Annotated in this window: 11 protein-coding genes and 1 pseudogene; all 12 read right to left on the bottom strand. The window is 49.5% G+C overall.

The window, feature by feature from the left end; genetic code table 11:
* The gene (gene tssE / locus FDX24_RS01115) at nucleotides 1–444 is read right to left on the bottom strand and encodes a type VI secretion system baseplate subunit TssE (protein ID WP_086523449.1); all 444 of its coding nucleotides are present in this window, start codon (nucleotides 442–444) and stop codon (nucleotides 1–3) included.
* On the bottom strand, nucleotides 441–977 hold the full coding sequence (gene tssJ / locus FDX24_RS01110) for a type VI secretion system lipoprotein TssJ (RefSeq protein ID WP_086523450.1): 537 nt from the start codon (nucleotides 975–977) through the stop codon (nucleotides 441–443). The genes tssE and tssJ overlap by 4 nt, the downstream gene beginning before the upstream one ends.
* The gene (gene tssG / locus FDX24_RS01105; protein ID WP_061068569.1) at nucleotides 952–2040 is read right to left on the bottom strand and encodes a type VI secretion system baseplate subunit TssG; all 1089 of its coding nucleotides are present in this window, start codon (nucleotides 2038–2040) and stop codon (nucleotides 952–954) included. Before tssG ends, tssJ begins: the two co-directional genes overlap by 26 nt.
* Nucleotides 2001–3767 (bottom strand): type VI secretion system baseplate subunit TssF, encoded by a 1767-nt coding sequence (tssF, locus tag FDX24_RS01100; RefSeq protein ID WP_137363699.1) that lies wholly within the window; start codon nucleotides 3765–3767, stop codon nucleotides 2001–2003. The genes tssG and tssF overlap by 40 nt, the downstream gene beginning before the upstream one ends.
* 28 nt (nucleotides 3768–3795) lie before the next feature.
* Nucleotides 3796–5394 (bottom strand): type VI secretion system protein TssA, encoded by a 1599-nt coding sequence (tssA, locus tag FDX24_RS01095; protein ID WP_086523453.1) that lies wholly within the window; start codon nucleotides 5392–5394, stop codon nucleotides 3796–3798.
* On the bottom strand, nucleotides 5391–8495 hold the full coding sequence (locus FDX24_RS01090) for an ImcF-related family protein (protein WP_252362800.1): 3105 nt from the start codon (nucleotides 8493–8495) through the stop codon (nucleotides 5391–5393). The genes tssA and FDX24_RS01090 overlap by 4 nt, the downstream gene beginning before the upstream one ends.
* 312 nt (nucleotides 8496–8807) lie before the next feature.
* Nucleotides 8808–9431 (bottom strand): hypothetical protein, encoded by a 624-nt coding sequence (locus tag FDX24_RS23590; RefSeq protein ID WP_252362799.1) that lies wholly within the window; start codon nucleotides 9429–9431, stop codon nucleotides 8808–8810.
* A complete protein-coding gene (locus FDX24_RS23585) occupies nucleotides 9362–9958 on the bottom strand; it encodes a hypothetical protein (protein WP_252362798.1) in 597 nt (198 codons plus the stop codon). The genes FDX24_RS23590 and FDX24_RS23585 overlap by 70 nt, the downstream gene beginning before the upstream one ends.
* Before the next feature lie 6 nt (nucleotides 9959–9964).
* Entirely contained in the window at nucleotides 9965–10231 is a 267-nt protein-coding gene (locus tag FDX24_RS01080; RefSeq protein ID WP_137363698.1) for a PAAR domain-containing protein, read from the bottom strand.
* A gap of 150 nt (nucleotides 10232–10381) precedes the next feature.
* The gene (locus tag FDX24_RS01075; protein ID WP_252362797.1) at nucleotides 10382–11443 is read right to left on the bottom strand and encodes a putative type VI secretion system effector; all 1062 of its coding nucleotides are present in this window, start codon (nucleotides 11441–11443) and stop codon (nucleotides 10382–10384) included.
* Nucleotides 11422–12438, bottom strand: coding sequence for a putative type VI secretion system effector (locus FDX24_RS01070; RefSeq protein ID WP_137363697.1), 1017 nt, complete (start codon nucleotides 12436–12438; stop codon nucleotides 11422–11424). The genes FDX24_RS01075 and FDX24_RS01070 overlap by 22 nt, the downstream gene beginning before the upstream one ends.
* Before the next feature lie 23 nt (nucleotides 12439–12461).
* Nucleotides 12462–13133: pseudogene (locus FDX24_RS01065) on the bottom strand (hypothetical protein); the annotation flags it as partial.

Raw genomic sequence — 13133 nt, 5'->3', positions numbered from 1 at the left:
TCAGTACGCTCCTGTCTCAAGCCAACCCTGTTTTTTCAGGTGGCGGATGAGCACCCGTCCCTCGGGGGTAAAATCAGTGCCATAACGAACAACGCCAAGGTCCTGAAGTTCGGCATCGATGGAGTAGCGTAAATGCCCTGGCGATTCCTGCTCCTGCATTGTGACCTGAATACCGTTCAGTCGCGGTTCATACTTCAATAAAACCAGAGAAAGTGTGCTGATAAGCTGATGTGCCGTTCCCGGCATACCCTGGAGGATTTTGGTCATATCCGGCAGACCGTAGTCGGGTAAATGTTTAAGGCTACCGGCACGCGTATTCAAAATACGCTGCATATTATCGAGAACGGACAAGATGACCTGCGTGTTTTCGCTGACTGCGTGCAAAGGAAAACCACCGGAAAAATTACCCAACAACATGTCATAAAGAGAAGGTCGTTTAATCATGACTCGTCCTCCTGCATCAGAAGAACCAGAGCCTGAGAATTTAATTCAATCACGCGCGCTTTATCAGAATCGAGATCTTCACGCCCCAATACTACACGCCATGAATCCTCAGACTGATCGGGAGAAATGAACATTCCCGCAACGCCAACATATTGCGCTTCCATTTCGAGTGGAATATCGACAGTTACGCTTTCACCAGGACGTACCCGAATATCTTTCTGAGCCAGTAAATCTGCTTTCACCACCGTACTGTCTTGCGCAAATAAAGACTGATAGTTTGTCGAATCAAATGCTTTACGATCTTTGAGTTGGTAAACACGTACGACTGTTGAAAGCGCGATGCCCTGCGCATTTTTATTAGCGCCCTCTCTGGCGCAAAGATCCAAATGCAATGTTTTAATTTCCTTATAAAAAATTGACTTCGTTAATGACACCGTACCTTCAGATATTTTCTGTGTCAGACCACATCCGGTTACCAGACCGGTCATTGCGGTTATTACGGCAAAATTAATAGCGATAATCGCCAGTCTCATCGGCTTCCCTCCGCTGATCGTGTTGACTAAGGCTCTGCCAGAGCCCAAGTTTAATCGTTATGAGTTGATTCTTAATTTCCGGATTATCCAGACGCATTACAGCCGTGCGGCCGAGCTGTACTGCTCGTTCGCTGTTATTACTGGTAAGTTGAGCATCCGGAAGCGCTGAACGAGGAATACGTAATTGCAGCCTCGCATTCACTCTGGCACCTAAATAAACGTGCAGGAGAGCGAGAAAATCATGGTAAAGCTGACCGCCGGGCAACCAGTCGCGAACCTCATCAGGAACATCCGTGGTTAGCGTAATAAGCACCTGACTGTTAATATCTACGGCGCTATGCCCAATCACCGGGCGAGAATGGAGGCTAACGGGTTGACGCGCACTCATTTTTAACGCCTTATCCAGCAGGACGAAGCGTTTATCATGAGGGGTCACGGTGATATTTGTTATTGGCGATAATAAAGAAACCAGCGCGGATATTCCTTCCGCCGTACGTGTTGGCATTCTCATTATTCCTAACAGCGCCAAAAAACGCGATAGCGGGGCTTGCGTTTGCGTGGCGCATCCTGGAATCCCCAACCCGGTTAGTCCCAGTAAATATTGCGATGTTTCATCTGTACCGCCGGGACGAAAGGTCGCTGGATAACTGTATTTACGCCAGATTCGATAAAACTGCGTAATTAAGCGGTGATTAAAAATATCCAGAAACTCAGCGGCAACGTCCGAACCTTCCTGACGCTGGGCGATATCATCCTGATAGGTTGTCGGTAGCGGCGACTCCACGCCATACAACCCCATAAAAGTGACACGAACCGTTGGCGGCAGTGTGGGATGCTGCAGATCATATTCTGCACTTTTTAGCTCACCCGCTGGGAACCCCATCCCCGGATGAGGGCGAAAACGAATGGCATCGAAGCGCGGACTTTGCTGGCTTCCTGGAGCTGGCGCTTGCGGGTTCCCCTGTTCCAACAACTGGCAGAAACGATAAAAATTGGTACGTGGCAGGTTTTCGCCAAGGCTATTTAGCAGCCGGGTAGCCGCTGATTGTGATTCTCTTTCCATCGCAAGCTTTTCCCTGCCGGCTGTATGATTAAAGTAAGCTGATTAAACAAATGAATATCCGCATATAATGCAAAAAAGCGGTTAAGCATTTCTCCAAACAGATGAATATCGCCCTCACCGGTAAATCCGTTCTCATCAAGCGTTATTTCGATGTCCACACCACGGAGTAGAAATCCTTTTTCAAAGCGCTGTATTTCATGTTGTTGAACATCCATGATCGCATCCAGACGACGATAATTAAGCTCATCATCCTGCCAGTTATAGAGAGACAACGTTCCTTTGAGCACTTCAGCGCTGGCCATCATATTCAGAAAGCTGGACCCGAGGTGGCTTAAGACGCGCCAGTGAAAACGATCCTCGGCGGGAGGATAAGCCGGTAGCGTCGGTTTACACAGATTGCGCACGGCAAGCGGCGTCTGGAGGATCTGCTCACAACGATTAAGCAATGAACTCTGCAAAGCTCGCCTGGGTAGCTGACCGTTTGTTCCGGTCACTTTCAATGACACGGTTTCATACTCAGCAAGACGATCCCGCTCCCAGGCGTCACCGCCGAGGATCAGCCAGGTGTCATACAATCCGGATACGCCGCGCCTGACGCGTGTATGGTAGTAACGTTCGGGCGCATTACGACGCATCGTGCCTCCCTTGTGGCGAAAGCTGGTGAATGGGGCATAAACGGCATTACGCGCCCGCTGCGAACCAGAAACCGCATCCACCGAATAAATTTCCGTGTGACCATCCTGCAATCTGCGCGGACGCAGCAAATATTCGCTTTCCAGTCCATTAACCACCAGCGGATCGGCTTCCAGAGTGAAGAGATTAATAACCGGAACGCAGTGCAGACGGATATTTTCACTCCCCAAAGGAAGCTCAGAACTCCACTGTTGAGTCAGTACAGCTTCTATTTCAAAACAATCTATACCGGCAGGAAACGTTACCTTTTCCAGACCGTTAAGATGGACAAACATAAATTTTTCGCGGAACGTAAAATACTCAAGCAATAATTGCCAGCCGCCAAACGCCGCATCACCTTTTGGCCATAAACTGTCTTCACTGGCAAATCCGCCCGGGGAAAAGTGCCCCTCCAGGTGAATACGCTCTACGCTGTTGGGGAGTCTCAAATAAAGAGAGGCCAGACGCTTTGTCAAAGCAAGGTGCAGCGCGTGGGTCACCGGCGCGTCACCGCTCAGGTAAAGGCTGAGACGCGTCAGATCGGTTTGCGACCAGTCCATCTGTGGATTGCACTTTATTCGCATACGGATGACCGAGCGTCCGTCAGGTTCGGCATCGATATTCACCGCCGTAACAGACAGTGGGCTGAGCGTGACGGGCTGGGTAGTACGATACTGACATACCGTTTTTTTAGGACCGACGGGCTGGGACAATACGCCAAACCCCGCATTAATCCGTTCGCTCATTTTCAGCACATTAGTATCCGGTAAAAGTTCGACAATGCTTAAGGAGGGAATAGTGCGTAAATAATGTGGCCATAGCAGACTCATCAAGCCTTCGGTAAATTCAGGAAGATGATCGTCTATTTTGGCGCGCAATCGCCCCATCGAAAATGCAAAACCTTCGAACAGCCGCTCCACATAGGGATCGGGGATACCGGCTTTGTCCAGATCCAACATGGCGGCACGATCCGGATGCGCCTGCGCAAACTCTTTTGCCGCTTCCCTTAAATAGCGCATTTCCGCGTCATAATAACGCAGAGTTAAATCTTCCATTTTACAGTTCGCTTATTTTGTTTTTTCTTTAGCCGCATAAAACGGCGGCTCTGGCGGGATCAATGGCGACCAGCCCAGACAACAGTGACTCCATCTCTGGCGCCAGACGTGCTTTGTCGCTTTCACTGCGATTGGCTTTTAAACGCAGAAGCTTCAGCCGTCGCGCTTTGACTTCAAACAGCAGTTCAGGCTCCCACTGTTTGAGAGTGAGAGAGTGCGCAGTCGTATTCAACTCGCCAAGCAAATGCAGCGCGAGATCGTTGCGCCCACACTGTTCCGTCAGACGGGCCATCAACAGCTGGCGTACCCAACGCTGTCGACGTGAAATAATGCCAGGTCGAGCCTGAAGCCAGGCGAGCGCTGCTTCAATGCCTTCGCTATCCGCCAGCGTCAGGGCCTCGCTTTCAAGCAGCAGGATATCGTCATCCTCCCCGACGGTAGCCGCCGCAATTTTATCCGTCTGCCAGTCGCTTTCCTGCAGCACGTCACGGGCTATCCATTCACGCGTGACGTCATCGGCAAAGGGCGTTCCGTCATTAAATGCCAGCGTTTCCAGACCCGGCATCCGATGCAGCAGCATTTTCAGATCGCTGATGATAATGGCGGCATGTTTATCCCATGGCGATCCCGCCCTGGTTAATGCCTGATGAAGGTACCACTGCACGTCCAGCCAGAAATGATTCACTCCCTCAACAAATAAGCTGTCAGTTAGCTCAATCAGTTCGGTCCAGCTTTGCTGCAAATACAGACGCTTGAGCTGGGCGCGGTAATCACTCTTAGGTGGCACCAGCCGTGTACGCCCGGCGCCATCTGGCGGTGGAAGCTGGCTAACCGTATCGAGCCGCACGCTTTTCATCAAATGATGCGCCGCCAGCCAGCCGTCCGGCTGATCGCTCAGGTATTTCGCCAGCACCCGTGCCTGCTCCAGCAGCTCCCGGCCAGAGGCAATACTTTTGAGGACGGGAGTTTCTGCGCTGTACCGACCGGTTTGCGGACTGACATTTTGCGGAACCAGCGCCTGAGCGCCGCCAGACTGTGCCAGACGATTCTCCAGCGCGCTATACAGCGCCCCAAGCCCTGGACGAATGCTCTCTTCTTGCTGAACAAACTGCTGCTCCAGCAGCATCAGCGCACCGGCGATCCGCTGCGCGTCAGGTCGTGAAACTTCGGGGAAACGTGTCAGACTATCCAGCATCCGCCCGCCGGCCAGCCATTCCAGCGCGGCCTTATGGCTGTTGGCTCTTAAGGGATGGAGAGAATTGCCATACTGCTGCATCAGGCCAGCCAACAAAATCAGACCATCGGCCAGGCCGGACTCACCATCCTGATGCAAACGCGCCCAAGTGTAGTAGGTGACAACACGGACATCCTTACAGGTGTGGATCAGCAGTTTTTCCGCAAGCTCAACGATGAGATCCGTTTGTGCGCCTGAAAGTTTATTCACCTCCTCTCGCATGCGCTGAAAATCATCGTCATAGCCGGGATCTTCCCCGCCCGGGTTGGTTGCGGAAACGGGCAATAACCAGTTTTGCCACAGCGCAATTTGCGTTTGCGCCTGTTCCATTAGCTGCTGTTGTTCATCTGGCGAAGCTGTGCTGGCAGCCAGTAGACGTTTCAAAGCGCTCATTCTTCTTCCTCAGAGGGGGACTGGCTGACAACAAAAATTGCTTCTGGTAGTTCAAAGTCGCGGAGTTTGAGTAATGCGAGCGGGCCTTCACCCGCTTCCGTTCGCAGGGTGTAGTTCAGCGGCAATCCATCCTGAGCAGTCCAGCGCAGGTTAAAACCGCTGCTCACGCCAGCGTTGTCGGTTACCTCCGCTTTCTCAAGCAGTCTTATCCACCCCCAGGTACCGGGGTTATCTGAGTAGATTCGGGCTCCCGTATTTGTACTCACCCAGCTTAGGGTTGCCCCTGACGCTTGCGTATCGGCTGGCCAGACAACGTTTTTCCACGCTGGCATCTGATTAACGTAGGTGAGTTTCTGCCCATCCAGCACGAGATCGGTTTGCATCACATCCCGCGCCGTTCCAGGACGCAGTTCAAAACGCATCCCGGCTTCTCCACGAATAAATGCGACATCCGCAATTTGACTGAGCTGGTCCATCGCCTCAAGGAATGTCGGATTAAACACCAGTCCCTGAGCATTCACCGTGTCGGCAACCCAGCGGCTTCCCTGTTTATGCAGCACACCGCTTAAATGGCTTTCGAGAAAATGCGGGATCCGGCCATTATCGCTTCGCAGATATTGCGCCAGCAGCGGCAGAGAAGCCTCGCTGCCGACATCACGAAACGGATAACGTCCACCAAATGCGCTGTTCCAGTCATTCACAATCAGCGCCTTCCATTGCGCATTCAGGCCCGCCGCGGTTGGTTGCAACACCTGCTGCCATGACTGCTCCAGCGGCTGAACAAACATCGTTTGACCAAATCCACCCCATGCTTGCCCCAGACTGGCCGCCACCAGATTGCCATAGTCACGCGTGGTAGTGAGATCGACGGTTTTACCCTGAAACACCGTTTGCGCCAGCGCCTGACTCATTCCCTGCGGATCGGCAGCGTTAGTAATCTGCTGGAGTTTCAGCCTGACCTGCGTTACCCGGGTCAGGTAGGTTTGCAGACTAAGGTGGCTGATATCCTGGCCAGCCGATTGTTCATCCATCAATGCCAGGATTGGCGAGAAGGTACCCGCCATAGGGCCTTCTTCTCGCGCATGCTGGTCAATAGTCTGATTTTCTTTAGTGTTAAACAGATCCTTTGCCGACTTCACCAGTGAGTCCGACAGCGCTTCACCGGTTAACCCTGTGCGTCCCTGAACGGCGAGCGTATTCATTAGCGCAACCAGAGGAGACTGACGGATATCTGCAATCAACGTGAGTTGATCGATAGCATCACTTAGCGTTTGGGTGCGCTGCCAGCGAATACTGTTGAGAAAATCCAGCCAGCTGTCGGCAAAATCCGTGAAGTAACGCTCGCTAAGACGCGCCTTTAAGGCCTGTGGAGAGAGAGGGTCGCTTGCAGAATGCGTATCATCCCCCAGTACCTGATCCATTTCTTCCCGGCGGTTGTTTACGATTTTCTCTATGGCGGGCAAAACCTCCTCTTCCCAGGCTTTGCGGGTATACACGCCAGCAACTGAATTCCGGGTATAAAATACGTGGTCTGCCCGGGTATCGCCGGTCATGTCTTCCAGACGAAGTTCGGTGTAATGCGGCGTTACCTGTTCAATGATTTTCTGATACAGGGCGGCTTCGCCATTGCGGATCCCCATCTGACGAATTAACAGCGTTCGCACCTGGCTAATAAGATTTTTATCCGCTGTTATTTTCCATTCAGGATGCACCTGAAGGTTTTCGCCCCAGAACTGCCAAAGCCCAGGCCCAACGCCCTGCCATGATGCGCGCGAAATACCCGCTCTCTCCGGCCAGTCTTGCATTAGCGCCTGACTAAAAAATGATGCCTCCATCTGCTCAGGCCGGGAGAGCATCAGATACATTTTCAGCTGGTTGTAGGCGATCTTTGCCTGGGCGGAAAACTGCGGACTGTCTGGAGCCAGTCGGGTTAACGCCGTTAATTCCTGAGTGAGATGTTGCGCGGCTTCATCACGCAGGAGCGGAATAGCGATACGCGTATAACGTGGCCATAGCGCATCCAACAGAGCATCATTTTGGCTTAAGCCGAAGCGGTAGTACCACGGCGCCCCATTCAGTTGACGCCAGCGAAGCATGCCTGGGGTTTGCTGAAGCGCGGACAGCGCCGTAAGACGCTCGGCGAGCGGTTCATCCGCACCACCTGCCAGTCTCGCCTGGTCCAGGCTTTCGCCGATCAGATTGCGATTCGCAAGAAAAGATACCACCATTCCTGCGCCCCATAGCAGCATCAAACCAGCGGTACCGACTGCCAGCACACGCATCCCTGAACGGCCTGTGCGCTGTGCCCTAAGTTCAGCAGGTAACGCAGGGAGCGAATCAAGCAGCGCGCGCCAGCGCTCATCACGCGTCCAGGCATGCGCCACACGCGGTGAAGTACTTTCCACATGCTGACTCAAGACTACCGCCGCCAGCGGCAGAGGCCGATGCAGGCTGAAAAAAGCAGATAACGCGTCGCTGATGGCTTCTGCGTTTTGCGTGAGCGCATTCGCCATTTTTAGTAAGAAGTTATCGTGGATATTGCGCGTAACCTGCTGCGAACCCTGTTCCGCCAACTGCATTACCAGCGCGGCCAGCTGCGAACGGCATAACGCCGTTGTACATCCTGCAGGGAAAAAACACGTCGCAGACTGGGCTATCGCGGCATTCAGAACGGATTGAGCGCCATGCAGCGACCAGAGGTATAACGGCACTCGCCAGCGAAGCGTGGTAAATACAGCCTGAAGATGGCGGGCAGCATTATCTATTTGTTCTGCGGTTAAAGAAACAACAGGTGCCGATTGAACCAATGAATCCTGGTGCTGAAAAGTGGGGGTTACCCATACAATCCCATCCAGCGGGCGCCGATGCAGCTTGCGTATCGCCTCGAACAGCGTGGCATCTGGCACACCAGTTAGCCCGCCCCCCCAGATTAACATCACGCCATCCCCTTCAACCCAGCGCAGAGAGGTGAGTTTTGGCACCAGTAGCTCAACCTGAATGACATCCCCCATTACCAGCAGGATATGCGTTTTGGCTCGCCAGCGGCGACCGTAATTATCTTTAAGTGTAGAGCTGAAATTAATGAATATATTATTGTCCAATGTAGCTGCCGTATTAGTTCCTACATTTGACTTAAAAGCTGACTTCCATGGTAAAAAAAATAAAAAATGGATTTATATTTAATTAATGGGGTATACGACATTAGCATTGATTTCAAAGCATTCATTTGCCATATTTTAAAAATATAACACAGTGCTAATAAAACTGTTACAACAACTATTATCCTTGTTGTTTGGGTACTCACTCCCAAATACTCTCCGTAGTAAAAAAGTACGACGTAACATGTTAAACCAACAACAACCAAAATACATACCAAACCAAATAACCGCAGCAAACTGGACTTTTGCATATATCTATTCCTGATTTCTAATTTTTTTAACCCTCGATAATATAATCCTACCATTCGACTCTGAAAATATTATATCAACAGCACTCACGTTTTTTCCATTTAATAAAGAAAACATCAACATCATCCAGATATCAAACTCTCCCTGAATGCCGATATATAACTCAGCGTAATACTGTTCAAGATTGTTATTATGTTCGTTAAGAAGAATTGCTGCCTTAGCTACATCTTTTTTATCACTATGTTTTCCTATCAATAAATTGTTGATCATCCCGGTTCTGGCCTGATAAAAAATCAAATCGTTAAGATCTTTGATCAGATGACTTTCATCTGTAGAAATAGACCTGTACAATCGTGCCTTCTCAGAAATATTATTTTGATTAACTAAAACAGTCGGAGCAAAAAGAAAAGCACACAAACCATCGCCAGTTCCATGGTGATTATCTTTGATTTCTTTTGATTTTTCTCCTACAATAATTAATCTGAATTTATCCTCCGTAACACTTAGCCATTCATTAATATTTAATACATAATCGTGCAAGATAATTTCACTGTTATTAATTATGTCATCAGAAAGCCCAAGTCGTTTCCAGGCCAATAAAAAAGACTGCCATGCTGAAGTCCCTGACATCTGACCAACAATAAAATTAATAACCAAACCTTTTTAGAAGTAATATCAATTAATCTAGCTCTCATTGGAACTAATAACTCATGGAATAAAATAGTATAATCAATCGATTCTGGAAAATGTAATGCCCTGGTTCCAATGGTATTGAACTCACTTCCTTCACGTAAATTGGGTATCTGTGATTCTTCAGGAAAGAGATAGCTGTAATCTACAATACTTATATAACCAGACGCCCATTCAGACCACTCATAGTCAATATTAGAACTTTCCGTTGATATCATTTCATTTTTTTCAAGAGACACGCCGAGCTGAAATAATCGAAGCCCTATGTATATAATAAATAACAAAGAAAAAATTAATGATATTATAAAAGCACAATATATGGAATTACTATTATGAGTAATATAATAAAACAAACCAAATAGCAGAACAACAGTTATTAACAATGAGAAAAAAACACCACTATCTCGACCCCACCTAATAGAAGGTACAGGTTGCATTGCCTTTTTATCAGGAATATTCCAACTCATTTTAACTTACCAGATCCCCGTACAGGGAAGTGTTGAAATAACATAGCAACCGCATTGACACATGCATTTATGCACAGCTACTGGTTTTCCATCTGAGATCCATTCTGTAGACCCCTGGATTATCTTATTTACGCCATGAAATGGAATTGGACATATAACAGTATCACCAAGCAATGCGACGCCTAAACCATCGATAATTATCGTTGACGAAACCGAAATTACTTTACCGCCACTACTTAATGGATCATTGAGTCTGACTAAGCCTAGAAACATAAATCCTCGCTATAAAAGAATATAACTATCGACATATAAATTTTCTAAAAAAGATAAAAACACTCTTTCCAGTATAACTACATGATTAGACAACTGTAATTTCTTACCTGTTAAAAACATTAGTTTGAAATTAAACCCACAAAAAAACGGCTAATAGTAATAAAACCACCATCCTGATTTAAGTAATCGAATAGATCGCCCTTGTTTCTTAAATTCTTTTATCTTTTTCTTGTCGTGTTTCAGAAGGTCAATATTGGTCACATTTTCCCAGCCAGCAACAGTCAATATCTCCTCCGTCAGCTGTTCTTTCGGAAAGGGATGCCGTCGCCAGATCGTCCATATTGCGGGGAGGATATACAGAAAGGTTCCCATGGTCAGGAACATCGTTACCCCACTCACTATTTTTTCAGTAACAACCCAGCCGTCCTGATAAATAAACACTATCAACATCATAATAATTAACAAAATAACGACCGAAATGGGGACTTTCATCGCGTCTATTCGTGCCCGTCGTATTCCCTGGTAACACCACGGTGGCATGGTCAGCGAACGCGCATGCGGCCGGACAAGGGCATATACCAGGTACTCCTCTCCCACTGGCGCGGCAATCAGTTCCACTTCCTCACCTTCCCGGCAATAGGGCGCGCCCAGCCACCCTGAAAAGGGTCGGCCGTTGATTTCGCCAGTAACGTACCACGCTGCAGCTGGAACCCTGTCTTCATTGCTCGCCACCATGCCCTGTGCCGTTGCTGCTGACCCCGTCGAGGCCAGCACCATCGCGGCAGACGCCATGTTCTCATCCTGCCTGCTGAAATATTCCCACGTCTGCGGATAGGCTTTGGTGTCAAAATAGAGCGTCAGGCAGCGCTGGTGGTAGTTTGTCACCACGCCACTGACCTTTATCAGCGGGGCTGGCGGAGGCAGTACCGGGTCCGGTGGCATATCGGCCAGCGCTTTTGCCCGCTGCTTTTCTTCACGGTACAGTTCTGCCAGCCGTTTTTTATGCTTCTTCTTGCCGTCCGATTCATAGTACGCAATGGTTTGTCTTAATTTTATCCACTCTCTGCGCTCCCGGAGATAGTTTTCTTTCACATACCCTTTTCCCTTCTCCAGTCCCCGGATATAGGCCCGGGGCATATCGGCAAACAGCTCGTCATCGTCTGTCATAGTATTTAATCTTTTAATTCCGGCTAATAGTAATAAAACCACCATCCTGATGTCATTACCCGAACAGATTTCCCGTTCTTTTTTAATTCTTTAATTCTTCTGCGCTTTAATCTCCGCAAATCAATATTGGTCACATTATCCCAGCCAGCAACAGTCAATATCTCCTCCGTCAGCTGTTCTTTCGGAAAGGGATGCCGTCGCCAGATCGTCCATATTGCGGGGAGGATATACAGAAAGGTTCCCATGGTCAGGAACATCGTTACCCCACTCACTATTTTTTCAGTAACAACCCAGCCGTCCTGATAAATAAACACTATCAACATCATAATAATTAACAAAATAACGACCGAAATGGGGACTTTCATCGCGTCTATTCGTGCCCGTCGTATTCCCTGGTAACACCACGGTGGCATGGTCAGCGAACGCGCATGCGGCCGGACAAGGGCATATACCAGGTACTCCTCTCCCACTGGCGCGGCAATCAGTTCCACTTCCTCACCTTCCCGGCAATAGGGCGCGCCCAGCCCCCCTGAAAAGGACCGGCCGTTGATTTCGCCCGTGACGTACCACGCTGCAGCTGGAACCCTGTCTTCATTGCTCGCCACCATGCCCTGTGCCGTTGCTGCTGACCCCGTCGAGGCCAGCACCATCGCGGCAGACGCCATGTTCTCATCCTGCCTGCTGAAATATTCCCACGTCTGCGGATAGGCTTTGGTGTCAAAATAGAGCGTCAGGCAGCGCTGGTGGTAGTTTGTCACCACGCCACTGACCTTTATCAGCGGGGCTGGCGGAGGCAGTACCGGGTCCGGTGGCATATCAGCCAGCGCTTTTGCCCGCTGCTTTTCTTCACGGTACAGTTCTGCCAGCCGTTTTTTATGCTTCTTCTTGCCGTCCGATTCATAGTACGCAATGGTTTGTCTTAATTTTATCCACTCTCTGCGCTCCCGGAGATAGTTTTCTTTCACATACCCTTTTCCCTTCTCCAGTCCCCGGATATAGGCCCGGGGCATATCGGCAAACAGCTCGTCATCGTCTGTCATAGTATTTAATCTTTTAATTCCGGCTAATAGTAATAAAACCACCATCCTGATGTCATTACCCGAACAGATTTCCCGTTCTTTTTTAATTCTTTAATTCTTCTGCGCTTTAATCTCCGCAAATCAATATTGGTCACATTATCCCAGCCAGCAACAGTCAATATCTCCTCCGTCAGCTGTTCTTTCGGAAAGGGATGCCGTCGCCAGATAGTCCATATTGCGGGGAAGATATACAGAAAGGTTCCCGTAACCAAAAATATCGTTATCACTTGCCGTAATCCTTCACTAAGAACCCAATCTTCTTTATACAATCCCACTACCAGCAGCAGAATAGCCAGAAGAATAACGACCGAAATGGGGACTTTCATCGCGTCTATTCGTGCCCGTCGTATTCCCTGGTAACACCACGGTGGCATGGTCAGCGAACGCGCATGCGGCCGGACAAGGGCATATACCAGGTACTCCTCTCCCACTCGGACAAGGGCATATACCAGGTACTCCTCTCCTACCGGCGCGGCAATCAGTTCCACTTCCTCACCTTCCCGGCAATAGGGCGCGCCCAGCCACCCTGAAAAGGGTCGGCCGTTGATTTCGCCAGTACTCACCTTCCCGGCAATAGGGCGCGCCCAGCCCCCCTGAAAAGGACCGGCCGTTGATTTCGCCCGTGACGTACCACGCTGCAGCTGGAACCCTGTCTT

The organism is Citrobacter sp. wls716 (genome assembly GCF_005280975.1).
In the GTDB taxonomy this organism is placed as follows: Bacteria; Pseudomonadota; Gammaproteobacteria; order Enterobacterales; family Enterobacteriaceae; genus Citrobacter; species Citrobacter youngae.
The sequence above is the reverse complement of the archived record's forward strand: the minus strand, read 5'-3'. Positions and strand labels throughout refer to the sequence as shown.